The organism is Arthrobacter sp. JB02-1C (assembly GCF_057748045.1).
The window spans coordinates 1,240,068-1,262,811 of sequence record NZ_CM173235.1 but is presented as its reverse complement, the minus strand read 5'-3'; the positions used below and the strand labels follow the sequence as shown (position 1 = coordinate 1,262,811).

Below are 22,744 nucleotides of genomic sequence, written 5' to 3'. Positions count from 1 at the left end.
GGGAACGTCGTCGTCGTCGAGATAAGAAGTCACAGCAGAAGCCTAGCCGGGATGGCCGTCGGTTCCCGGGTCGGTTACCCCGCCCTGGAACGGCTCCTGTCCGGGGACGCCCTGGGCGTGCGGCGGGAGCGCGTCAAGCGGCTCCTCGAGCCGGGCCTCCTTGGCTTCCTCCTGGGCTACGCGCTCGGCCTTCTCCCGGCGGGACTCCACCGGACCGACGGCCTGGATGGGCCGGCTTTCCTTGGAGAGCCAGATCTCGCGGAAGTCGCGTTTGCGGATGTTCACGAAGACTTCCGCGATTTCGGCCTGGTTCAGGGTCTCGCGTTCGAGCAGTTCAAGCGCCAGTTGGTCCAGGACGTCGCGGTTCTCCGTCAGGATCGCGTAGGCCTCGTCGTGCGCGCCCTCGATCAGGCGGCGCACTTCCTCGTCCACCACGTAGGCAATCTGGTCCGAGTAGTTGCGTTCGTGGCCGGCGTCCCGGCCCAGGAAGGGCTCCCCGCCGCCCTGGCCCAGCCGGACGGCGCCGACGCGCTCACTCATGCCGAATTCGGTCACCATCTTGCGGGCAATCCCGGTGGCCTTGTCGATGTCGTTGGACGCGCCGGTGGACGGGTCATGGAAGACGAGTTCCTCCGCCACCCGGCCGCCCATCGCGTAGGCCATCTGGTCCAGCAGCTCATTGCGGGTCACGGAATACTTGTCGTTTTCCGGAACCACCATGGTGTACCCGAGGGCGCGGCCGCGGGGCAGGATGGTGATCTTGGTGACCGGGGCCGAGTTGCGCAGCGCCGCCGCCACCAGGGCGTGGCCGCCTTCGTGGTACGCGGTGACCTTGCGCTCGTGTTCCTTCATGACCCGGCTGCGTTTCTGCGGACCCGCCATGACGCGGTCGATTGCCTCGTCGAGGGCCCGGTCGTCGATCAGGTTCGCGTTGGAGCGGGCGGTCAGCAGGGCCGCTTCGTTCAGCACGTTCGCGAGGTCCGCGCCGGTGTAGCCGGGGGTTTTCTTCGCGACGGCCTTCAGGTCGACGCCGGGAGCCATCGGCTTGCCCTTGGCGTGGACCTTCAGGATCTGGTCGCGGCCGATCAGGTCCGGCGCCTCGACGGAGATCTGGCGGTCGAAGCGGCCCGGGCGGAGCAGGGCCGGGTCGAGGACGTCCGGGCGGTTGGTGGCGGCGATCAGGATGACGTTGGTCTTGACGTCGAAGCCGTCCATTTCGACCAGCAGCTGGTTCAGCGTCTGTTCGCGTTCGTCGTTGCCGCCGCCGATTCCGGCGCCGCGGTGCCGGCCGACGGCGTCGATCTCATCGACGAAAATGATCGCGGGCGAATTCTGCTTGGCCTGCTCGAACAGGTCCCGGACCCGGGACGCGCCGACGCCGACGAACATCTCGACGAAGTCCGAACCGGAGATGGAGAAGAACGGTACCCCGGCCTCGCCGGCCACGGCGCGGGCCAGCAGGGTCTTGCCGGTACCGGGAGGGCCGTACAGCAGCACACCCTTGGGGATCTTGGCGCCCACGGCCTGGAATTTGGCGGGTTCCTGCAGGAATTCCTTGATCTCCTGCAGTTCCTCGACGGCCTCGTCGGCGCCGGCGACGTCGCTGAACGTCACCTGCGGCATGTCCTTGTTGACCATCTTGGCCTTGGACTTGCCGAACTGCATGACCTTGGAGCCGCCGCCCTGCATCCGGGAAAGCAGGAACCAGAAGAGCACGCCCAGCAGCAGCACGGGGATCAGCAGGGAGAACAGGCCGGAGAACCAGTTGCTTTCGACCGGCTGGTCGGTGAAGCCGCTCGGCGGCTTCGAGTCCGTCACTGCCTTGACGACGTCAGCGGCGCGGGCGTTGACGAAGTAGAACTGGACGTTCTTGCCCTTGTCCTGGCCGTCGATCTGCAAATTGTCCTTCAGGACCAGGTCCACCCGGTTCTCGGCATCGAAAATCTTGGCCTGCTCAACCTTGCCGCCGCCGGTCAGCAGCGCGAGGCCCTTGTCCGTGTCGATGCGGCTCGAGCCGCCCGGGGCAAGGGTGGCAAAGGCCAGCAGGAGCATGCCGATGACGACGACAATCCAGATGCCGGGGCCTTTGAAGAAACTCTTTGCTTTCATCTGATCGGGGGCTGGCCCCGTCCCTCCTGGTAGTGCTGCACGGCGGACGATCTGCGCGCGCGTGGCTGCTGCGTCGGGTTCTAGCTATACACCGTCGCACTAAACTCACGCACGGCCACGCCTAAAAGTTCCCTGTGGGCGTAGCGGAGGGCCTACTCGTAGACGTGCGGCGCCAGGGTACCGACGAAGTCGAGGTTGCGGTACTTTTCGGCGTAGTCCAGGCCGTAGCCGACGACGAATTCGTTCGGGATGTCGTAGCCGACGTATTTGACGTCGATCTGGACCTTCGCCGCGGTCGGCTTGCGGAAGGCGGTGCAGATCTCCACCGAGGCGGTCCCGCGGGACTCCAGGTTGGTCTTCAGCCAGGAGAGCGTGAGGCCAGAGTCGATGATGTCTTCGACGATCAGGACGTCCTTGCCCATCAGGTCGGTGTCGAGGTCCTTCAGGATGCGGACCACGCCGGAGGACTGGGTGCCCGAGCCGTAGGAGGAAACCGCCATCCAGTCCATCGAAACGTGGCTGTGCAGCGCCCGGGCCAGGTCCGCCATGACCATGACCGCACCCTTGAGTACACCGACGATCAGCAGATCGCGGCCCTCATAGTCCTTGTCGATCTGGGCGGCGAGCTCGGTGATCCGGGACTGGATCTGCTCCCTGGAGTAGAGAACGTGCTTGAGGTCTGCCTGGACGTCGTTTGAATCCACCAAAGGCTCCTGTGTAGATGCGGGTGCGACTATTCTTGGGACGGTTTTTGAAGCCGAAATACAAGCTTCCCACAGCGCACGGCGCCGCGGGGCACTCCGGCCACGGACGGCTCCGCCGCGGACCGGGCGGCTGCCTGCAACTGCGCAAGGGAGAGCCGGTAGACGCTCACCCCGCCGGGCAGCTCCACCGGCCCGGCGGATCCCTGCCGGCGAAGCAGCGCTTCGGCGGCCCGCAGGCGCTGGTATCCGGGCTGTTGGCCGCCGACGTCGGCGGCGGCCTTGGCGATCACCCGGAACCTGAGCGCCGGGGCCAGGTCGGCCAGCGCCGCCTCGGGCAGGCTGACTTCCGCGCCGGAAAACTCCCGCAGCCGCAGGTACGTGTCGTTGGCCACACCCTCAAGGTAGTCGGCGTCGAGCTGCAGGATGGACGCCGTCCGGGCCAGCGCTTCGGCGACGCCGGGGCCAAGCTTGTCCTCCAGCAGCGGCAGCACTTCGGCCCGGGCCCGGGACCGGGCAAAAGCGGGGTCGAGGTTGCTTGGGTCGTGCCACGGGTCCAGCTCCTCAACGGCGCAGATTTCCAGGGTTTCGGCCCGGCGCAGGCCCAGGAACGGACGGAGCAGGCGGCCCCGGACGGGACGCATCCCGGCCAGCGAGCGGGTCCCGGAGCCACGCGCCAGGCCCAGCAGCACCTGCTCGGCCTGGTCGTCCAGCGTGTGCCCCAGCAGGATGGCGCCGGCGCCGGTGTCCCCGGCAGCGGCCTCGAGGGCGGCGTGCCGCGCGTCCCGGGCGGCCGCTTCGGGACCCATGCCGGCGGCGGCGACCTCGACCGTCCGGATCTGGACGGGATCCAGCCCCAGCTCCCGCAAGGTGGCGGCCGCCGCCGCGGCCACCGCCGCGGAGCCCGGCTGCAGCTGGTGGTCCACCACGACGGCGCCCACCGAAACCGGGCGGCCGTCCACGTGGCCGCGGCGGGCGAAGTAGGCGGCCGCGGCGGCAAGGGCCAGCGAGTCGGGTCCGCCGCTGCAGGCCACCAGGACCCGCTCCGGATAGCCGGCGCCCGCGAGGGCTTCCTGCAGCATTTTGCGGGCCTTGCCGACCACAGGCGCGAGCCGGCCCGGCCGGCGGCGCCCGGCGGAAGTTGCCGTCACGCGCCCGGTTGCGGCGGGCACGCGTCCGGCCGTCGCGGCGGGCACGCGTCCGGCCGTCGCGGCGGGCAGGTGCTGAGCGACTGGCACGGGGACTAGAGCCCCATCCGTTCGAGCCACAGCTTCGAGTCGTGGATTTCGGGCTCGGTCGGCAGGTGGTCGGCAGAGTCCCAGACCCGGTTGAAGCCTGCCATGCCGGCGGCGGCCACCACTTCGCGGACAAACTTGGCGCCGTCGCTGTATTGCCGCATCTTCGCGTCCAGGCCGAGCAGGCTGCGGATGAACTTCTCGACGGCGCCGCGGTCCTCGCCGCGGGCGTTGAACCGCTGCCGGATGGTCTTGACCGAGGGGACGATGCTGGCGTCCACAGCGTCCATGACCACGTTGGCGTGGCCTTCCAGCAGACTCATGACGGCCGTGAGGTGCGAGATGGCCGCACGCTCCGCGGGGTCCTGGAGGAGGTCCAGGATGGCGCCGCGGCCGGGGGCGGCGCCGGGGGCGGAACGGTTCTTGAGCGCCTTGGCGGCCGCCGCGGCGCGTTCCAGGATCGAGTCGACGTTGCCGAGCAGGTGCTCGCTGAGGTCCTCGATCTGGTCCAGCATGTGGTGCCGCAGCCAGGGTGCGGCGGCGAACTGCACGCGGTGGGTCTGTTCGTGCAGGCAGACCCAGAGCCGGAAGTCCTCAGGGGTGACGTTGAGTTCGCGCTCCACCGAGATGATGTTCGGCGCCACCAGGAGCAGCCGGCCGGCCGCCGAGGCCGTGGATTTTTCGGCGAGGGCGGAGAACGGGTCGTACTGCCCCAGGACCTTGCTGGACAGGAACGCCAGGATGGCACCAAGCTGGCTGCCCGTGACGGCCCCGCCGACGCTTGCGGCAGCGGGACTCATGCTTCCGCGGCGGCCCTCGAGCATCTTTTCGATGGCCGGCTGAAGCATCACGGCAAAGCCCTGCGTGTTCGCCTTCGCCCAGGTGGCCCGGTCAACCACCAGGACGTCCGAATCGCGGAGGTCGCGGGCTGCCTCAAGGCCGGTGATGTCGTGCACGTGCGGCACGGAGATGTCCGCCATCAGGCGGAGGTTCTCGACGGCGGCGCCGATCTCGGAGGATCCCAGCGACGGACCGGCCGGGGTAAGGCGGGCGGCCGTGGAGGCCGCCAGCTCCCAGTTGATCAGGGCCTGGGCTGACGTCGCTCGCGAAGTGGACTCCATGGTCCCATCAGATCACACGTGGACGCAGAGCGCTCTGAAATTCGGCCGCTTCCCGCCGTTTAGACGGTTCCCTGCGGGGTAGACGCTTGGCACCATCGACTGCGCAGGGAACCGTCGAAACGGCGCGCCACCTCAGCGGCAGCCACAGGCGGCCAGGACCGACGCCGCCCGGTCCAGCGCGGTCCGGTTTCCGGCCGCGCCCGGTGTCAGCCCGTTACCGATGAAGGAGAAGACCAGCAGCCGGCCGTCGGCGTCCACCACGTACCCGCTGAGCGCGATCACCGTGTTCAGCGTTCCGGTCTTGGCGCGGACCAGACCCGCGCCGCGGACGGTGCTGGTGTCCGTGTACCGGCTGCCGAGCGTGCCGGTCAGGCCGGCCACGGGGAAGCCTGCCAGTGCGGACCGCAGCCGCAGGTCGGTGCCGCTGGTCATTTCGCGGACCACGGCCGAGAGCTGCCGCGCCGAAACGTGGTTGTCCAGGGTCAGGCCGGCCAGGTCGGCGGCCCGCAGCGTGGCCGTGGGAATGTCCAGTTCCCGGAGTTGTTCGAGCACGGCTGCCACGGCGCCGTCGTTGCTGGCCGGCTTCCCGCCCGCCGCGGCCACCATCCGGCCGATGACCTCGGTGAGGTAGTTGTCCGAGCTGCGCAGCAGCAGGTCCACCTGTTGGCCTACGGTGGCGGATTCGACGGCGGCGAGCACCCGGCCGGCCTGGATTCCGCCGGGCCCGTCCAGGACCTTCGGCGGCGCGGCTGTCCGGGCCGCGCCCGGGACAACGGTGAGCCCGGCATCGGCGCCGGCCGTGGCGAGTGCGGCCGCGAAGGTCTCGGCCGCGGTCATCGCGGCGTCCTGGGGACGCGGTCCGGCGGTGACGGCGGCGTCGAACCGGGCCGAGTTCAGCGCCAGCGGAAAGACCGGGGCTATTTCGCCGGCGGCGACATCCTCCGGGCTCCACGCGGGGCTAAGGGCCGGCCCGGTGAAAAGCGAGTCGTCCAGAAGCACGCTTACCGGCCCGGCCACGCCGTCCTGCCGCAGCGCCCGGACGGTCGCCTGCGCCAAACTGCCGAGGCCGGCATGGCCCAGGACCGCATCAGGGGCCGACTCCCCCGCGCCCAGCAGCACGTCGCCGCCGGCGGTTAGGACCACAGTGCCGGGGGTCGGGCCGGCCAGGACCCGGGTGCTGAAGCGCCGGTCGGGCCCGAGGGTGCGCAGCGCGGCGGCGGCGGTCAGCAGCTTGATGTTCGAGGCGGGGGCGCGGAGCTCGTCGCCGGACCGGTCGAAGAGGACAGCGCCGGTGACAGCGTCCTGCACCACCCCGGTGAAGGAGCCGGCGCCGTCGGCCTTAAGGGTGGCGTTGAGCTGGGTGGCGAGGGCGGCGGCGTCGGGCACCGGCGCGGCGCTGCTGAGCGGCCGCATGGCCCGGTCGCCGGCGGCGGTACTCAGGGTGGCGGGAACCTGCTGCCAGGGACCCGCGGCAGCCGGGTCCGGCCGCCGGTCCGGGCCGACGAAGCCCGGAATGACAGCGATGCCGGCGGGGACGGCGAGCGCACAGACCAAGAGTGCCAGCAGCAGCGGCACCAGGCGGCGGACCCCCCGCAGCGGCCCGGCCGTGCCGCCGTCGCGGCCTTGAGTGCGTGTCATGCTGCTGCTGGTCCTTAGTCCCGAAATGTCCCCACTAGTTCCTGAAACCAGGGCCTGTCGCTATATCCTCAATAATAGTCGGCGGCACCGGCACGGCTTTTCCGGGCGTTTCCAGTGCCGCGCACCCCCTGAAAATCCGCCGAGGAGCATTCCATGAAGCATGACGTGACCATCGAGATCCCCAAGGGATCGCGCGTCAAGTACGAAGTCGACCATGAGACCGGCCGCGTCCGCCTGGACCGCGTCCTGTTCACCTCCATGCAGTACCCCACGCACTACGGTTTCTTCGAGAACACCCTGGGCGAGGACGGCGATCCGCTGGACGCCCTGGTGCTGCTGCAGGACTTCGACCTGCACCCCGGCGTGATCGTCGAGGCCCGCCCGATCGGCGTCTTCAACATGACCGACGACGGCGGCGGCGACGCCAAGGTGCTCTGCGTGCCGGCCGATGCGCGGTTCGACCACATCAACGAAATCAGTGATGTCAGCGAATTCCTGATCAGGGAGATCGAGCACTTCTTCACCCGCTACAAGGATCTGGAGCCGGGCAAGTGGGTCAAGGCCGAGGGCTGGGGCGACCGCGCCGCCGCCGAAGCCGAACTTGAGGCATCGATCAAGCGCTTCGTCCCGCACACGCACTAGTTCGCAAGCCTCCGACGCCGGCGCGGCTGCCGCTGCCAGCCGGGGGTCAGGAAGCTGTGGAATCGTGGCATCATGACTGCTGAGCCCACGTTTACCCCACCCAGCGGACCGGTCACCGGGTGGCGCGACGGCGGCGTCCTGCGGGCCACGGGTATCCCGTACGCCACCGCGGACCGGTTCCGGCCCCCGGTCGGCGTGCCGGACCGGACCGCGGTCTTCGCTGCCACGTCCCTCTCCCCCGCCTGTCCGCAGGCCCCGGTCCCGTTCCTGGATGCCATCCTGGGCACCCGGTACGGAGAGCTTCCCGGCAGCGAGGATTGCCAGCGGCTCTCCATCACGCTGCCGGCCGACCTCGGCGCCGACGAACGGGTCCCGGTCATGGTCTGGCTGCACGGCGGCTCCTATACCTCCGGCTCCGGGGACCTTGCGATCTTCGACCCGAAATCCCTGGTGGCGGAGAACCGCGTGATCGTGGTGTCGGTGACCTACCGGCTGGGGCTGTTCGGCTACCTGGCCGCCGGCACCGGCCGCCCGGCCAACCTCGGCCTGCTGGACCAGCTCGAAGCCTTCCGCTGGGTGCGGCGCAACATCGGCGCCTTCGGCGGTGATCCGGATAATGTCACAGCCTTCGGCCAGTCCGCCGGCGGCGACGCCGTGGCGCACCTGATGGCGTTGCCGGAGGCGCCCGCGCTGTTCCGGCGCGCCATCATCCAGAGCGCGCCGCTGGGCATCACCCGGGGCCGGGACCAGATGAGCGCCGCCATGGGCGCCGCGGCCGAAACCGTCACCGCTGATACCCCGGCCATGGAAGTCGTGGAACTCGAGCGGCACGTGTCCCAGGCAGCACGGAAATTCGGGCTGATCGCGGCCATGCCGTTCGGCACCCAGTACGGGCACGCCCCGCTGCCGCCGGAAGACGCGATCGAAGCCGCCTGGAACGCCACAGCCCCCGACATCGAGGTGCTCATCGGCCACACCGCGGAGGAAGCGCGGATGTTCCTGCCACGCAATCCCGCGATCGCCCGGCTGGCGAGGATCCCGCTGGTGGGCGCCGCCGCGGTCAGGGCGGTCAACTGGGCCGTGACCGAAGCGGTGTACGGCAGGTCAGCAAGGCGGTTCGCCCGGCGTCATGCCAGTGCCGGCGGCACGGCGCACCGCTACCTGCTGACGTGGCACGCCCGCGGAAACGTCTATGGCGCCGCCCACACGGTAGACCTGCCGCTGCTCTTCGGCGGCCGGAAGACCTGGGCGGGCGCCGGCCTGGTGGCCGGTGCCGGCTGGGACGAAATCGACGCGAATGGCAGGGCACTGCGCGCCATGTGGGCACGCTTCGCCGCCGGTCAGGGCGTGGACGGCCGCGGAATCCCCGGCGTGCTCCGCTGCCGGCCGGCCCAGACCGGGGCGTCCCGGGAACGGGCCGGCTCCGGGGCAGACGGCAGCCCGGACGCGTCAGTTCTGGCCGGCCGTCCCTCGTGAAGACCCTCGGCGTCGATCTGGCCGCTGCCGCCAGGAAAACGGCGGTAGCGGTGATCGAGTGGCAGGACGGCGCCGCCCGGCTGGCCGGGCTGTCCCTCGGCGTCGAGGATGAGGAGATCGTCCGGCTCTTCGGCCAGAGTGCGATGACCGGGATTGACTGTCCCGTGGGGTGGCCGGACGCCTTCCTGCCCTTCCTGGCCGGCCACCTGGCCGGTGCGGCGCATCCGGTCCTGGACCATGACGGCATTGCCGGCCGCCGGCTGCTGGCCTACCGCGACACGGACCGCTTCGTCACCGCCCGTACCGGGCTGATCCCGCTCAGCGTGTCCGCGGACCGGTTGGCCCACCCGGCAATGCGCTGCGCCGTGATCCAGGCCAAAATTGCCCGGCAGCACGGGGCGCAGCCCCGGGACGGCAGCGGCCGGCTCGCCGAGGTCTACCCGGCAGCGTCGCTGAAGTCCTGGGGGCTGGTGGCCCGCGGCTACAAGGGCCGCGGTGTTCCGGAATCCCAGCGGCTGGCAGCCCTCCTGGGCGGGCTGCAGCGGGCGGCGCCGTGGCTGGACCTCGCCGGGCACCAGCACGCGTTGACCGGCTCCGATGACCTGTTCGACGCCGTCGTCGCCGCCCTGAGCGCCCGGGCTGTGGCGCTCGGCAGCACGCTGCGCCCGGAACCGGGCGATGCCCGGGCGGCGCGGTCCGAGGGCTGGATCCACCTGCCGGTCGGCGGCCTCGAGGCGCTCAGCGGGGCCCGCCCGGCAGCGCAGGCCTAGACGAGCCGGAGGACCCAGCCGCTGATTTCCGGGGCGTCCTCACCGAAGGCACGGGTGTAGTTGTGCGCCCGGATCCGCTGGTCCTGCAGCGACTGGCGCAGCAGCGAGTGCCGTTCGGCGAGCCCCGGCACCCGGTCGATCGCGTCGATGGCCAGCTGGTAGCGGTCGATCTGGTTCAGCAGGGCCATGTCGAACGGCGTCGTGGTGGTTCCTTCCTCCTTGTAACCGCGCACGTGCAGGCCTGCATGGTTGGTGCGGCGGTACGTGAGCCGGTGGATCAGGGCGGGATAGCCGTGGTAGGCGAAGATGATCGGCTTGTCCGCCGTGAAGATGGAGTCGAAGTCCCGTGACGTGAGGCCGTGCGGGTGCTCGGCAGCGTCCTGCAGCCGCATCAGGTCCACGACGTTCACCACCCGGATTTTCAGCCCCGGCGCGCCAGTCTTGAGCAATTCGGCCGCTGCGACGGTCTCCACGGTGGGGACGTCGCCCGCGCAGGCCAGGACGACGTCGGGCGCCTCGCCCGGGACCTCGGAGCCGGCGAACTCCCAGACGCCAAGACCGCGCTGGCAGTGATGCGCCGCGTCCCGCGGCCCCAGCCAGGTGGGTGAGGGCTGCTTGCCGCTGACCACGATGTTCACGTAGTCCCGCGAGCGGAGGCAGTGCTCCATCACGGAGAGCAGGGTGTTGGCATCCGGCGGCAGGTAGACCCGGATGACCTCGGCTTTCTTGTTCACCGCATGGTCGATGAACCCGGGGTCCTGGTGTGAAAACCCGTTGTGGTCCTGCTGCCAGACGTGTGAGGAGAGCACATAGTTAAGCGAGCCGATAGGCTGCCGCCAGGCCAGCTGGCGGTGCACCTTCAGCCACTTGGCGTGCTGGTTAAACATCGAATCGACAATGTGGATGAACGCCTCGTAGCAGCTGAAGACCCCGTGCCGGCCGGTCAGCAGGTAACCCTCGAGCCAGCCCTGGCACAGGTGCTCACTGAGCACTTCCATCACGCGGCCGGCACGTGCCAGGTGCTCGTCCACCGCCTCGAGCCGGTATTGCCAGACCTTGTCCGTGACCTCGTAGACGTTCTGCAGCCGGTTGGAGGCGGTCTCGTCCGGGCCGAAGAGCCGGAACGTCTCCGGGTTAAGCGCGATCACGTCCCGCAGCCAGGAGCCGAGCGTGATCATGGCGCTGACCTTCTGCTGGCCCGGCGCGGCGACCTCCACCGCCTGCTTGTCGTAACTGGGCAGTTTGAGGTCCCGCAGCAGGACGCCGCCGTTGGCGTAGGGGGTGCCGCTCATCCGCAGTTCGCCGTCGGGGCCGTTGGCTGCCACTTCCGGGCGGAGCCTGCCCTCTACGTCGAACAGTTCACCGGGGCCGTAGGACTCCATCCAGCGCTCCAGTTGGGCCAGATGGTCGGGGTTGGTCCGCACCTCGGGCAGCGGCACCTGGTGGCTGCGCCAGGTGCCTTCCACCGGCAGTCCGTCGACGGTTTTGGGGCCCGTCCAGCCCTTGGGCGAGCGCAGCACGATCATGGGCCAGACCGCCGCGGTGTCGGTTCCGGTGTCGCCGCCGGCGGATCCGCCGGCGGATCCGCCGGCCCGGCGTTCGGCCTGGATCGCGCGGATTTCTGCCAGGCAGCCGTCCAGCGCGGCCGCGAAGTCACGGTGCGCGGCCGCGGTGTCCGTCGGATCCGAGACGGTCACGAAGTGCGGTTTGTGCCCGTAGCCGCGGAGCAGCTGCTCCAGCTGCTCCTCCGGCATCCGCGCCAGGATGGTCGGATTGGCGATCTTGTAGCCGTTCAGGTGCAGGATGGGCAGCACGGCCCCGTCTGAGACCGGGTTGAGGAAGTTGTGCGAGTGCCAGCTCGCCGCCAGCGGCCCCGTCTCGGCTTCGCCGTCGCCGATCACGACGGCGGTGATCAGCCCGGGATTATCGAAGACCGTGCCGTACGCGTGCGCCAGCGAGTAGCCCAGTTCGCCGCCTTCGTTGATCGAACCGGGGGTTTCCGGAGCGGCGTGGCTGGGGATGCCGCCGGGGTAGGAGAACTGCCGGAACAACTCGGCCAGGCCGTCGGCGTCGGGCCCGACGTTGCTGTAGATCTCCGAATAGGTTCCCTCCAGCCAGGCGTTGGCCACCACAGCCGGGCCGCCGTGCCCGGGCCCGGCAACGAAGAGCATCTGCTGGCCGTCCCGGCGAATAACGCGGTTCAGGTGCGAATAGACGAAATTCAGTCCGGGCGTGGTTCCCCAGTGGCCCAGGAGCCGGGCCTTGGTATCGCCGGCAGTCAGCGGGTCGCGCAGCAGCGGGTTGGACCGCAAGTAGATCTGGCCCACGGAAAGGTAGTTCGCGGCCCGCCACCACCGGTCCACCAGGTCAAGCTCCGAGGCGGTGGCCTGTCCGGCGCTGCCGCCGGGCCGCTGCCGGGTCGAATCATCCAAGCCATCAATCACGTGGAGCTCCGCTTCCGTCCGGGCCGCCGGGCGGCGGCATCTGCTCCCATCGCAACATCTCCGGGCGCCGGATACAAGGGTCCGCGGCGTGCCGTCCGGCAGCTTTCGCGGGTCTGTTACGGGATGGACACCGGTTACTTGCCAGCCGTTTGCCACGCTGTAGTGTGGCATCCAGTATGTTCACGCTGACCATCAATCAAACCGACAGCCGGCGCGACGGCGACAGGGTGCCGCAGCTCCTCAAGGACCTGCGGCACATTCCGGCGCGCCTCGATTTCGACCGCTCGGTGGAGGACGAGGTGCAGGGGATCCTGGACTGTCCGCGGCAGACGGTCGAGGCGGCGCTCATCGCGTTGCGTACGGGTGCCTGGTATGTCGGGATCGGCGTCGGCCCGGTCAATGAGCCGCTGCCGAACCAGATCAAGGATGCTTCCGGCCACGGACTGGTGTATGCCCGGCGGGCCGTGGACCGGCTGCACAACAGCAAGGAACGGATCCCGGTGGCGGTGGAGGGCCCGGTCGCGGACCTCGCGGCGGAAGCGGAGGCTGTGCTGCGGCTGCTGGGCCACATAGTCCGGGACCGCAGTGCCGCGGAATGGCGGGTGCTGGACCTGCTGACCCCCGGCGTCCGCGGCCAGCAGAAGGCGGTCGCGGAGGAACTCGGCATCACCACCCAGGCGGTGAGCAAGGCGGTAGCCCGGGCCCAGTGGAACGAGGAGCACGCCGCCCGGCCGGCGGCTGCCCGCCTGCTCGGCCTGATCCTGGACGTCCGCTAGCCGCCCCGGCCGAGGGCGCCTAACCCAGCAGGCTGCGGAGCACGTGGGCTGCGCCGTCGTCGTACACCGAGTGCGTGACCTCGTCCGCCGCGGCGAGCACCTCGGCGGGAGCCTGGCCCATTGCCACGCCGCGGCCGGCCCAGGTGAGCATCTCGATGTCATTGCGGCCGTCACCGATGGCCACCGTGCGGTGCGCCTCGATGTCGAGCCGTCCGCGCAGCACCTCGAGGGCGCTGGCCTTGGTCACGCCGGCGGCCGCGATGTCCAGCCACGCCGTCCAGCCCACGGAGTAGGTCACCCCGGCCAGGCCGATGTGGCGGATCGCGGCGTCGAACTCCTCCGGGGTGTTCTCCGAACTGAACACCACGACCCGGACGGCGGTGGCGTCGAGCATGGTCTGGAAGTCGACACCGACTGCTTCGACGCCGAAACTGGCGTCCTGGAAGCGTTCCGTGGAGAGGAAATTGCCGGCCGCATCCTCCAGCGCGTACCTCGCGGATGGCAACCGCTTGCGGAGGGCGCGGAGGGCGGGACCCGGGTCGAACGTGGCCCTGTGGAGCACCTCGTAGCCGTCCGCCAGGCCGGAGTCCAGCCGCAGGGTGACGCCGCCGTTGGAGCACACGGCGTAACCGTTTTCGATGCCGAGACGCTCGATGATGGGCAGCGTTGCGTTGAGCGAGCGGCCGGTCGCGATCATTACCTCGTGCCCGGCGGCCACCACCGCCCGGGCAGCGTCCCGCACCGGGGCGGACATGTGCCCGTCGTGGTCGACGAGGGTCCCGTCGACGTCGAGGGCGATCATCAGTTTTTGGTTTGCTTCCCGCTGGTCATCGTTGCCAGCGACTGAGGCTTCAGTCAATGTAGTCATCTAACAAGTAGAGCAGACCCGGCGGACACCCGCTAGGACGCGCACCACAGCGGCGGGTGAAGCCTGGGTGAACAACTGCCGGCCTTAGCGGACCGGGAGCCTTAAAGGACCGGGAGCACTGTCATGCCGCCAAGGTACTTCTGCAGCGCCGCGGGGACGTTGACCGATCCGTCCGGGTTCTGGTGGTGCTCCAGGATGGCAACGATCCAGCGCGTGGTGGCCAGGGTGCCGTTGAGGGTGGCGACGGCCCGGGTGCCCTTGGAGGACCCGTCCTCGGCCAGGACCCGTTCGCGGATGTTGAGCCGGCGCGCCTGGAAGGTGGTGCAGTTCGACGTCGAGGTCAGCTCACGGTAGGCGCCCTGGGTGGGCACCCACGCTTCGCAGTCGAATTTCCGGGCTGCCGAGGTTCCGAGGTCCCCCGCAGCGGTGTCGATCACGCGGTAGGGCAGCTCGCATTTGGCCAGCATCTCCTCTTCCCAGGCCAGCAGCCGGGCGTGTTCGCCCGCAGCTTCCTCGACCGTGGTGTAGATAAACATCTCCACCTTGTTGAACTGGTGGACCCGGATGATGCCGCGGGTGTCCTTGCCATGCGAACCGGCCTCGCGCCGGTAGCAGGAGCTCTGTCCGGCGTAGCGGATCGGCCCGGCGCTGAGGTCCAGGATCTCATCCGCGTGGTATCCGGCAAGTGCCACCTCGGAGGTTCCCACCAGGTAGAGGTCGTCGTCCGCGAGGCGGTAGATCTCGGCGTCGTGCTTGACATCGAAACCGGTGCCCTGCATGGTTTCCGGCCGGACCAGCGTGGGGGTGATCATCGGCACGAAGCCGGCCTCGATGGCCTGGTCCATCGCCATTTGGAGCAGCGCCATCTCCAACCGGGCGCCGACGCCGCGCAGGAAGTAGAAGCGTGATCCGGAGACCTTAGCCCCCCGCTCCATGTCGATCGCGCCCAGCAGTTCGCCGATTTCGAGGTGGTCCCGCGGTTCGAAGTCGGTGAATTCGCGCGGCGTCCCGACCGTCTTGACCACCACGTAGTCTTCCTCGCCGCCGGCGGGAACACCGTCCTCGATGAGGTTGGGAATTCCGCGCAGGAGTTCCTCGTGCGCGGACTGCGCCACGTCGGCCGCGGCGGAAGCTTCCTTGACCGAGGCGGCGAGCGTCTTGACCTCGGCGAGCAGCGCCTGCTTTTCCTCGCCCTTGGCCTGCGCCACCTTCTTGCCGAAGGCATTCTGCTCGGCCCGCAGGTTTTCGAAGCGGATCAGCGCCGCGCGGCGGGCTGAATCGGCAGCGATGATCGCGTCCACCACAGACTCGTCGGCGCCGCGGGCGCGCTGGCTGGCCCGGAACTTGTCCGGATTGTCGCTGAGGTCTCGTACGTCGATCACCAGATAAGAGTATCGAATCGCGGGGCCGCCTCCCGGCAGTCCTGCCGCGCCGCACCCCCGGGATAGTGTTGGACCAATATGCGCGACTTGCTGCTCTACCTCATCATCGCTGGGGCCTTGGTGTTTGCCGTCTCCAGCTGGTGGGGTGTGCGCCGCCTGAAGGCCAAGCATGTGCGCAGCGCCGTCCGGGAGCAGACCCACAAACCAGGCCTGGCCCGGCAAAAGGTCGCGGTGGTGCTGAACCCGATCAAGGCCAGGTCTGCGGAGGCCCGCGTCCTGATTGAGGGCGCCTGCCTGGCGGCCGGCTGGGAGGCCCCCCGGTTCTTTGAGACCACTGCCGAGGACCCGGGCTTTTCGCAGGCCCGGGCGGCCGTGGAGTACGGCGCCGACGTCGTCCTGGCGGGCGGCGGCGACGGCACCGTCCGGGTGGTGGCCGACGTCCTCGCCCACACGGACATCGCCATGGGCCTCCTTCCGCTGGGCACGGGCAACCTGCTGGCGCGCAATATCCACCTCGACATCGGGGATTTGCGCGGCTGTGTGGAAACGGCGCTTTTTGGCCACCAGCGGTTCATTGATACGGCCCGGATGCAGATTGAGAACGCCCTCACGGGGGAATCCGCTGAGTATGCCTTCCTGGTAATCGCCGGCATCGGCCTGGATGCCGAGGTGGTGGGCGACACGAACGACGGGCTCAAGAAGGCCGTCGGCTGGCTCGCGTACACAGAGGCCGGGGTGCGGCACCTTCCGGGCCGCCGCAAGCGCGTTGCCATCGCGCTCGACGGGCAGCCGGAGCAGTCACGGAAGATCCGCAGCGTCCTCTTCGCCAACTGCGGCCTGATTCCCGGCGGTATCGACTTCATTCCGCAGGCAATGATCGACGACGGCATGCTGGACGTGGTGGTGATGAGCCCGCGCAGCGCCATCGGCTGGCTCGCGATGTACTGGAAGATCGTGCTCAAGCACAAACGGACCCTGCCGGTGATGACCTACTACCGTTCCGGCGAAATTGTGATCCGGTGCGCCGAACCGATGCCGACCCAAGTCGACGGCGACCCGTCGGGTGAGGCCACGAGGGTGGCCGTGCAGGTGGCCCCCGGATCGCTCCTGGTCCGCGTGAAGGAAGGGTCCACCGGCAGCGATCCGCTGACGACCGGCGCCACCGGCCACGCAGCTCAGAACTAGGCCGCCGGGAGAGCGAGGCCGGCCGCGGAGCGGGCCGGCCGCGGCCTAGCTGGCTTCCTTGGTGGCCTCGGGCGCTGCACCGCCGGTTCCGGTCTTGGCGTCGGCGGCGTTCTTGGCCTCGGCGGCCGCCTTGGCGGCCCTCGCCTCGGATTGCTCACGGATCATGGCCTGCTCCTCTTCGAAGCGCAGGCGGTCCGCCCGGTCCGCATCATCGCCGTCCCAGTCCTGGTTTTCGGCGGTCGGCTTGGGATTGACGATCATTCCCTGGCCGTCATTTTCTGTGCTGGTGCCTGACATGACCCGCTCCCTCCGGTAGAGGACTACCCCAATGTGGATCAGGCAAGCATAGGCACAGTTGCCGGGGGGCGGAAGTGCACGGTGTGGCATTTGTCTACGCTGTGGGCGAAGCCCCTGCGGTATATTCCTGCACTACAGATGCACCGGCCAGTATGTCTTTGACCCAGGCATGGGCCGCGCGGAATGCCTGGTCAGAGGTATGGGGGGCCACGTCGGTCCGCTGCCCGTCCGCGCGGCTGTACGAGCCGAGGAAGCGCGTGGCGGGGCTGATCCGGTGCAGGCCGGCCAACGCGTCGGCCACCCTGGCGTCCCCCACATGCCCGTCGGCGTCGATGCTGAAGAAGTAGTGGCCCAGGTACTGGCCTGTTGGCCTGGACTCGATCCGGCTCAGGTTCACACCCCGGGTGGCGAACTGGTCCAGGATTTCCATCAGTGCGCCCGGCCGGTCCTCGGGCAGCGGAACCACCACGGTGGTCTTGTCCGCCCCGGTGGGTTCCGGCAGGACGCCGGGCCGCCCCACCAGCACGAAGCGCGTCACGGCCCCCGGGTTGTCGCCGATGTTCTCGGCCAGCACCGTGAGTCCGGGCTGCGCGGCGGCAACGATCGGCGCGCAGATCGCGGCGTCGTAACGCCCCTCGTCCTCCAGCAAGCCCATGGCAGCGGCCGCCGTGGAGGATCCAGGGATATATTCGGCATTCGGAATATGCTTGTCGACCCACAACCTGCATTGCGCCCAGGCGTGCCCGTGGGTGGAGATCCGGCGGACGTCTTTGAGCTGGACGCCCGGCCGGGCCACCAGGACAAAGCTGATCGGCACAAGGGCCTCGCGAAGTATCCGGAGCTCCTGCCCGGTGGCGATCGCATCGAGGGTGGCCGTGACGCCGCCCTCCACCGAGTTTTCGATCGGAACCATGGCCGCGTCCGCGGAACCGTCGCGCACCTTGTCCAGCGCGGCATTGACGTTCGACGCCGGGACGCGGAGGGCCTCCGCCGCGCCGGGCACCTGCAGGAGCGCCGCCTCGGTGAATGTGCCCTCAGGGCCGAGGAAGGTGTAAGTGACGCCGGGGGAGGCGGGCATAGGGTGGTCCTTCGTTTACAGGATGACGGGCTTCAGCCCGTTGTCGGAGACCAAGGGAAGGCCGTTCTCCAGCCACTGGTCCATGCCGCCGGCGACGTTCAGAGCGGTGTAGCCGTTGCCGACCAGCCACTGCGCGGCCCGGAAAGAGCGGCCGCCGGTGCGGCAAATGACGTAGAGGTCTTCGTCCGGGTCCAGTTCGTCGAGCCGCCCCGGGAGCTGATCCAGCGGGATGTGCACTGCCCGTTCAGCGTGCCCGGCCGCCCACTCGTAGTCTTCCCGCACGTCCAGGATCCGAGCCGCCTCGGGGATCTCGGACACGGTCACGGTGTCAATATCGCTCATGGTCGTCCTTTCCGCGTACACCAGATCTTTGACCAGCGTATCCCCAGCGGGCCCCGGAACGCCCACGCACGCGGCAGGTTACGCTTCTGGGGACCGCGAAGGAGGCCGATGGCAACTGCACGGACTGACCTGCCCCCTCCCGCGCCCCGCCACACCCGCAGTGGGACATGCCCCTCCGTGCACGCAAGCACGGGACATGCCCAGCCGTCGGCACCGGACATGCTGATTGGGCGCCGCCTGGAGTGGACACTTCGCCCGTATGCCCACCCGCGGCCGCCAAGACTGGGCATGTCCCCTCACAAGCGCCAAGACTGGGCATGTCCCCTCACAAGCACCAAGACTGGGCATGTCCCCTCACAGGCACCAAGAATGGGCATGTCCAGCTGCACGCACCGGGGAGAAGGATTGCGGAGGAGAAGGACCGTTGATGACCAGTGAGGCAACGAGGGCAGGCTGCTTTGGCTGAGATCCATGAGTTGTCCGCCGTTGCCCTCCGTGACGCCCTGCACTCTGGCGAGATCTCCGCCCGTGAGGCCGCGGCGCACTTCCTGGAGCGCATCGTGGACCAGAACCCGCGCCTGGGTGCCTTCATTACGGTTACCGCCGGACAGGCCCTCGCGGACGCCGGCGCCGCGGACCGGCGCCACGCCAGCGCTGACAGCGAGCCCCTCCCGGCGCTGCACGGCATGCCGGTCGCCTTCAAGGACCTGACCGACGTCGCCGGCGTCGTGACCACCCACGGCAGCGCCGCCCTTGACCACAAGCCTGCACCGGCCGACGGTGCCCTGGCAGCCGTCTTGAAGGGTGCCGGGGTCGTCTCGCTCGGCAAGACCCAGGTCCCGGAATTCGGCCTGACGGCCTACAGCGAGAACCTGATCGCTCCGCCGTCGCGCAACCCCTACGCGCTCAGCCGCGGCTCCGGCGGATCCTCCGGCGGCAGCGCAGCCGCGGTCGCTGCCCGGCTGTTGCCCTTTGCCCCGGGATCCGATGGTGGCGGCTCCATCCGGATTCCCGCCGCCGCCTGCGGGCTGGTGGGCCTGAAGCCGGGCCGCGGCCTGATCCCGGCCGGGGAAAGCACGGGCGACGCGGGCAGGCTGGTGGTCGCCGGGCCGCTGGCCCGGACCGCCGCCGACGCGGCCCTGCTGCTGGATGCCCTGGTCCCGCCAGGGCAGCATCCGCGGTCCGGAGGATCCGCCGGCCCGGGCGACTACCTCACGCTGGCAGGCCAGGATCCACCCCGGCTGCGGATCGGCGTCAGCCTGGACAGCCCCTGGCGGTCAGCGTTTCCGTGCGATCCGGACCCCGAAGCACTCGATGCCCTGCACACGGGCATCAGCATGCTGCGGGCCGCAGGCCACCGGACCGGGGAGGCGGAGATCCGTTACGACAACCGCTATCCCGGCGCGTTCACCACGGCGTGGACCGCCGGCATCGGCAGCGCCCGCATCGCCCCGCACCGCGAAGCCCGCCTGACCCCGCTGACCCGCACGTTCAGGCACCGGGCCAGGCTGCGCAGCGCGGCAACGCTGGAGGAGTCCCTCCGCTTCCTGCGCACGTTCAGCCGTGACACCCTCGCCCAATACGCCGACTGGGACCTGATCCTGAGCCCGGCCCTGGCCCAGACCGCCCGGCCGGTGGGCTGGTTCACCGGCGCCGCCCACGGGGGCGGCTACTGGCCGGCGGCCGAGTGGCCGGGCGACGCCGACGACGACTACCGCAAGCAGTGCCAGTTTGCGCCCTGGTCCTCGCTGGTCAACGTGTGCGGCCTGCCGGCCATCAGCATCCCGGTCCACTGGACCGGCGGAGCGCCGGGTGCCGGGCTGCCGATGGGCATTCAGCTGATCGGCCCGATGGGGTCCGAGGCACTGCTGCTGCAGGTCGCCGCACAGCTGGGTTTCTAGCGCCCGCCCTGGGGATTTCCCGGCCGGGGCCGGGTGCGGTTTACTGGTGCCACACGCGCTACCCAAGATGAGAGGGATCTATGAAGATCACCGGTGCAGTGCTTGAAGAAATCGGCCGCCCCCGCCCGTTCGCGGAATCCAAACCCATCAGCATCGCGGAGCTTGAACTCACCGGTCCGGGACCGACGGAGATCCTGGTCCGCCTCGAAGCTGCCGGCATCTGCCACTCCGACCTCAGCGTCGTGGACGGGAACCGGGTCCGCCCGGTGCCGATGCTGCTGGGCCACGAGGCCGCGGGGCGGGTCGTGGAGGTCGGCGCCGAGGTGGACGACCTGCAGCCCGGACAGCGGGTGGTCATGTCCTTTTTGCCGCGCTGTGAGGAATGCGCCAACTGCGCTGCGGACGGCAGGCTCCCGTGCACGGCCGGCTCAAAAAGCAACGGTGAGGGCACCCTGCTGCACGGATCGCTGCATCTGAGCCGCGGCGGCCAAAGGGTTTTCCACCACCTGGGCGTGTCCGGCTTCTCCAGCCACGCCGTCGTGGACCGGGCCTCCGCGGTGCCGGTCGGCGACGACATCCCGCCGGACGTCGCCGCCGTCCTCGGCTGCGCGGTGCTCACCGGGGGCGGCGCCGTCCTGAATGCCGCGAACCCCCGGCCCGAGGACAGCATCATGATCGTCGGGCTCGGCGGCGTCGGCATGGCCGCGTTGATCACCGCGGTCTCGCAGGGGATCTCCCGGATCGTGGCGGTGGACACCCTCGAGGAGAAACTCGAGCACGCCCGCAGGCTCGGGGCGCACGAGACCTACACCCCGCAGCAGCTCGGGGAGCAAGGCGTCAAGGCGAAGTTCGTCGTCGAGTGCGCCGGCAGCGCCCGTGCCTTTGAGACCGCGTTCGCCGCCACCGACGTCGGCGGCACCACCATCACCGCCGGGCTGCCCTCGCCCGAGGCGCGCGCCCAGCTCTCGCCGCTGACCATCACGGCCGAGGCCCGCACGATCGTGGGCAGCTACCTGGGCTCCGCCGTGCCGGCCCGGGACATCCCCAAGTATGCCCAGCTCTGGCGGGACGGGAAGCTTCCGGTCGAGGAGCTGATCACGTCCCGGATTGCACTGACGGACATCAATCAGGCGATGGACCAGCTGGCGGACGGAAAGGCGGTGCGCCAGGTCATCATGTTCGACGCCGACTAGCGGCAGGGCGCCGTCGGCAGGGCCGCCGGACCGGGACGAAACACTGTATCCGTGACTTGCCCCGGCGCCTCGTGAATGTGACAATCTGCGCCCCCGGTGTCAGCATTAAGTAAATGAGCACCGCCCAACTACCAAATCCCCCCGCTACAACGCCGGGCGACACCTCGTTTTTCGGCCACCCTAAGATGCTGGCCAACCTCTTCTCCGTGGAAATGTGGGAGCGCTTCTCCTTCTACGGAATGCAGGGCATCCTGCTCTACTACATGTACTTCACGGCCGCCGAGGGTGGCCTGGAAATCAACAAGGCCCTGGCCGCCAGCCTGGTCGGCGCCTATGGCGGCGGCGTGTACCTCTCCACCATCCTCGGCGCCTGGCTCGCGGACCGGCTCTTCGGTTCCGAGCGGGTCCTCTTCGGTGCCGCCGTGATGATCATGGCAGGCCACCTCGCGCTGGCCCTGATCCCCGGCATCCCCGGGCTGATCACCGGTCTGGTCCTGGTAGGGGTCGGTTCCGGCGGCCTGAAAGCCAACGCGACGGCCCTGGTGGGGACCCTGTACGGCGAAAAGGACGACCGCCGCGACGCCGGGTTCTCCATCTTCTACATGGGCATCAACGTCGGTGGCCTGATCGGTCCGCTGGTCACCGGCTGGCTGCAGGCAAGCCAGGGATTCCACTGGGGCTTCGCCGCGGCCGCCGTCGGCATGGGCGTGGGCCTATTCATCTACGCCCTGGGCCGTAAGAAGCTCCCCGCGGAAGCCCACCGGGTGCCGAATCCGCTGCCGGCGGCGGAACGCACCAGGTACGGCCTGATCTTCCTGGTTATCGCCGCGGTCATCGCCGTGGTGCTTGCCACCGGTGCGGTCAACGCAGGCAACCTGGCCATGACCATGGCCTACGCCGCGATCGGCGCGTCCGTGCTGTACTTCGTGCTGATCTTCAGCAGCAAGAAGGTCAACGCCGTCGAGCGCGGCCGGGTCACCGCGTTCATCCCGCTGTACATCGCCTCCGCCGCCTTCTGGGCGCTGTTCCAGCAGCAGTTCACCTTCATTGCCGTCTACTCGCAGGAAAAGCTGGACCGGAACCTGTTCGGCTGGGAAATGCCGGCCGCCTGGGTCCAGTCGATCAACCCGGTGTTCATCATCATCTTCGCCGGCGTGATGGCCGCCCTGTGGACCCGGCTGGGGCACAAGCAGCCCGGCTCCGCCGTGAAGTTCTCCGTGGGCCTCTTCGTGATGGGGCTCGCCTTCCTGGCCTTCATCCCGCTTGCCGGCGAGGGCAAGACCCCGCTCCTGGCGCTGGTCGGGATCCTGTTCCTGTTCACCCTGGCGGAACTGTTCCTGTCCCCCATCGGCCTGTCCGTGACCACCAAGCTGGCACCCCAGGCGTTCCACACGCAGATGGTGGCGCTGTTCTTCCTGTCGGTCTCGCTGGGCACGACCCTGGCCGGTGTCCTCGCGGGGCTGTACAACCCCAAGGACGAACTGCCGTACTTCATCGGCGTCGGCGGCATCGCGATGGTGCTGGCGGTTGGCCTGCTGGCAGCGTCGCCCGCGATCAAGAAGCTGATGGCCGGCGTACGCTGAGCT

General features: G+C 69.3%; 19 protein-coding genes. 8 read left to right on the top strand and 11 right to left on the bottom strand.

Annotation, left to right across the window (positions count from 1 at the left end; all coding sequences use genetic code 11):
• Window positions 1-42 precede the first annotated feature (42 nt).
• The 5 genes from ftsH to AC3ANP_RS05915 form a co-directional block, all read right to left on the bottom strand.
• Window positions 43-2,109: an ATP-dependent zinc metalloprotease FtsH gene (gene ftsH / locus AC3ANP_RS05935; protein WP_488332410.1), complete on the bottom strand. Its 2,067-nt coding sequence runs from the start codon at window positions 2,107-2,109 to the stop codon at window positions 43-45.
• 152 nt (window positions 2,110-2,261) lie between these two features.
• Window positions 2,262-2,813: a hypoxanthine phosphoribosyltransferase gene (gene hpt, locus AC3ANP_RS05930; protein WP_488332409.1), complete on the bottom strand. Its 552-nt coding sequence runs from the start codon at window positions 2,811-2,813 to the stop codon at window positions 2,262-2,264.
• Window positions 2,814-2,842: 29 nt separating this feature from the next.
• Window positions 2,843-3,892, bottom strand: a complete 1,050-nt coding sequence (tilS, locus tag AC3ANP_RS05925; protein WP_488332982.1) for a tRNA lysidine(34) synthetase TilS — start codon at window positions 3,890-3,892, stop codon at window positions 2,843-2,845.
• A 161-nt stretch (window positions 3,893-4,053) separates the two neighbouring features.
• Window positions 4,054-5,166, bottom strand: coding sequence for a zinc-dependent metalloprotease (locus tag AC3ANP_RS05920; RefSeq protein WP_488332408.1), 1,113 nt, complete (start codon window positions 5,164-5,166; stop codon window positions 4,054-4,056).
• 132 nt (window positions 5,167-5,298) lie between these two features.
• On the bottom strand, window positions 5,299-6,804 hold the full coding sequence (locus AC3ANP_RS05915) for a D-alanyl-D-alanine carboxypeptidase/D-alanyl-D-alanine-endopeptidase (protein ID WP_488332407.1): 1,506 nt from the start codon (window positions 6,802-6,804) through the stop codon (window positions 5,299-5,301).
• 153 nt (window positions 6,805-6,957) lie between these two features.
• Between AC3ANP_RS05915 and AC3ANP_RS05910 the strand changes: the two genes are divergently transcribed.
• From AC3ANP_RS05910 to AC3ANP_RS05900, 3 genes are all read left to right on the top strand, one after another.
• The gene (locus tag AC3ANP_RS05910; RefSeq protein WP_488332406.1) at window positions 6,958-7,446 is read left to right on the top strand and encodes an inorganic diphosphatase; all 489 of its coding nucleotides are present in this window, start codon (window positions 6,958-6,960) and stop codon (window positions 7,444-7,446) included.
• A gap of 72 nt (window positions 7,447-7,518) precedes the next feature.
• Window positions 7,519-8,922, top strand: coding sequence for a carboxylesterase family protein (locus AC3ANP_RS05905; protein ID WP_488332405.1), 1,404 nt, complete (start codon window positions 7,519-7,521; stop codon window positions 8,920-8,922).
• Window positions 8,919-9,692 (top strand): DUF429 domain-containing protein, encoded by a 774-nt coding sequence (locus AC3ANP_RS05900; RefSeq protein WP_488332404.1) that lies wholly within the window; start codon window positions 8,919-8,921, stop codon window positions 9,690-9,692. Before AC3ANP_RS05905 ends, AC3ANP_RS05900 begins: the two co-directional genes overlap by 4 nt.
• On the opposite strand, the gene AC3ANP_RS05895 is transcribed toward AC3ANP_RS05900, so the two are convergent.
• Entirely contained in the window at window positions 9,689-12,124 is a 2,436-nt protein-coding gene (locus AC3ANP_RS05895; RefSeq protein ID WP_488332403.1) for a phosphoketolase family protein, read from the bottom strand. The genes AC3ANP_RS05900 and AC3ANP_RS05895 overlap by 4 nt on opposite strands.
• A gap of 188 nt (window positions 12,125-12,312) precedes the next feature.
• On the opposite strand from AC3ANP_RS05895, the gene AC3ANP_RS05890 reads away from it, so the two are divergent.
• Window positions 12,313-12,912 carry a hypothetical protein gene (locus AC3ANP_RS05890; RefSeq protein ID WP_488332981.1) on the top strand — a complete coding sequence of 200 codons (600 nt, stop codon included), beginning with the start codon at window positions 12,313-12,315 and terminating at the stop codon, window positions 12,910-12,912.
• Between the two features lie 19 nt (window positions 12,913-12,931).
• On the opposite strand, the gene AC3ANP_RS05885 is transcribed toward AC3ANP_RS05890, so the two are convergent.
• The gene (locus tag AC3ANP_RS05885) at window positions 12,932-13,780 is read right to left on the bottom strand and encodes an HAD family hydrolase (protein WP_488332402.1); all 849 of its coding nucleotides are present in this window, start codon (window positions 13,778-13,780) and stop codon (window positions 12,932-12,934) included.
• A 101-nt stretch (window positions 13,781-13,881) separates the two neighbouring features.
• Window positions 13,882-15,162: a serine--tRNA ligase gene (serS, locus tag AC3ANP_RS05880; protein ID WP_488332401.1), complete on the bottom strand. Its 1,281-nt coding sequence runs from the start codon at window positions 15,160-15,162 to the stop codon at window positions 13,882-13,884.
• 78 nt (window positions 15,163-15,240) lie between these two features.
• On the opposite strand from serS, the gene AC3ANP_RS05875 reads away from it, so the two are divergent.
• A complete protein-coding gene (locus AC3ANP_RS05875) occupies window positions 15,241-16,347 on the top strand; it encodes a diacylglycerol/lipid kinase family protein (RefSeq protein ID WP_488332400.1) in 1,107 nt (368 codons plus the stop codon).
• Window positions 16,348-16,392: 45 nt separating this feature from the next.
• Here the strand turns inward: AC3ANP_RS05875 and AC3ANP_RS05870 are convergent, their stop codons facing one another.
• The 3 genes from AC3ANP_RS05870 to AC3ANP_RS05860 form a co-directional block, all read right to left on the bottom strand.
• The gene (locus AC3ANP_RS05870; protein ID WP_488332399.1) at window positions 16,393-16,644 is read right to left on the bottom strand and encodes a hypothetical protein; all 252 of its coding nucleotides are present in this window, start codon (window positions 16,642-16,644) and stop codon (window positions 16,393-16,395) included.
• Between the two features lie 94 nt (window positions 16,645-16,738).
• Window positions 16,739-17,722 (bottom strand): prephenate dehydratase, encoded by a 984-nt coding sequence (gene pheA / locus AC3ANP_RS05865; RefSeq protein WP_488332398.1) that lies wholly within the window; start codon window positions 17,720-17,722, stop codon window positions 16,739-16,741.
• Window positions 17,723-17,737: 15 nt separating this feature from the next.
• On the bottom strand, window positions 17,738-18,064 hold the full coding sequence (locus AC3ANP_RS05860; protein ID WP_488332397.1) for a rhodanese-like domain-containing protein: 327 nt from the start codon (window positions 18,062-18,064) through the stop codon (window positions 17,738-17,740).
• Window positions 18,065-18,522: 458 nt separating this feature from the next.
• Here AC3ANP_RS05860 and AC3ANP_RS05855 point away from each other — a divergent pair, with 458 nt between their 5' ends.
• From AC3ANP_RS05855 to AC3ANP_RS05845, 3 genes are all read left to right on the top strand, one after another.
• The gene (locus tag AC3ANP_RS05855; RefSeq protein ID WP_488332396.1) at window positions 18,523-19,965 is read left to right on the top strand and encodes an amidase; all 1,443 of its coding nucleotides are present in this window, start codon (window positions 18,523-18,525) and stop codon (window positions 19,963-19,965) included.
• Between the two features lie 80 nt (window positions 19,966-20,045).
• Entirely contained in the window at window positions 20,046-21,158 is a 1,113-nt protein-coding gene (locus tag AC3ANP_RS05850; RefSeq protein ID WP_488332395.1) for an alcohol dehydrogenase catalytic domain-containing protein, read from the top strand.
• Between the two features lie 113 nt (window positions 21,159-21,271).
• A complete protein-coding gene (locus AC3ANP_RS05845) occupies window positions 21,272-22,741 on the top strand; it encodes a peptide MFS transporter (RefSeq protein WP_488332394.1) in 1,470 nt (489 codons plus the stop codon).
• Window positions 22,742-22,744 lie beyond the last annotated feature (3 nt).

Excerpts from the sequence above, each read along its gene's own strand:
- ftsH (WP_488332410.1), bottom strand. The coding sequence starts at position 2,109 with ATGAAAGCAAAGAGTTTCTTCAAAGGCCCCGGCATCTGGATTGTCGTC.
- tilS (WP_488332982.1), bottom strand. The coding sequence starts at position 3,892 with ATGCTGCAGGAAGCCCTCGCGGGCGCCGGCTATCCGGAGCGGGTCCTG.
- AC3ANP_RS05920 (WP_488332408.1), bottom strand. The coding sequence starts at position 5,166 with ATGGAGTCCACTTCGCGAGCGACGTCAGCCCAGGCCCTGATCAACTGG.
- AC3ANP_RS05915 (WP_488332407.1), bottom strand. The coding sequence starts at position 6,804 with ATGACACGCACTCAAGGCCGCGACGGCGGCACGGCCGGGCCGCTGCGG.
- AC3ANP_RS05910 (WP_488332406.1), top strand. The coding sequence starts at position 6,958 with ATGAAGCATGACGTGACCATCGAGATCCCCAAGGGATCGCGCGTCAAG.
- AC3ANP_RS05905 (WP_488332405.1), top strand. The coding sequence starts at position 7,519 with ATGACTGCTGAGCCCACGTTTACCCCACCCAGCGGACCGGTCACCGGG.
- AC3ANP_RS05890 (WP_488332981.1), top strand. The coding sequence starts at position 12,313 with ATGTTCACGCTGACCATCAATCAAACCGACAGCCGGCGCGACGGCGAC.
- AC3ANP_RS05885 (WP_488332402.1), bottom strand. The coding sequence starts at position 13,780 with ATGACTACATTGACTGAAGCCTCAGTCGCTGGCAACGATGACCAGCGG.
- AC3ANP_RS05875 (WP_488332400.1), top strand. The coding sequence starts at position 15,241 with ATGCGCGACTTGCTGCTCTACCTCATCATCGCTGGGGCCTTGGTGTTT.
- AC3ANP_RS05870 (WP_488332399.1), bottom strand. The coding sequence starts at position 16,644 with ATGTCAGGCACCAGCACAGAAAATGACGGCCAGGGAATGATCGTCAAT.
- pheA (WP_488332398.1), bottom strand. The coding sequence starts at position 17,722 with ATGCCCGCCTCCCCCGGCGTCACTTACACCTTCCTCGGCCCTGAGGGC.
- AC3ANP_RS05860 (WP_488332397.1), bottom strand. The coding sequence starts at position 18,064 with ATGAGCGATATTGACACCGTGACCGTGTCCGAGATCCCCGAGGCGGCT.
- AC3ANP_RS05850 (WP_488332395.1), top strand. The coding sequence starts at position 20,046 with ATGAAGATCACCGGTGCAGTGCTTGAAGAAATCGGCCGCCCCCGCCCG.
- AC3ANP_RS05845 (WP_488332394.1), top strand. The coding sequence starts at position 21,272 with ATGAGCACCGCCCAACTACCAAATCCCCCCGCTACAACGCCGGGCGAC.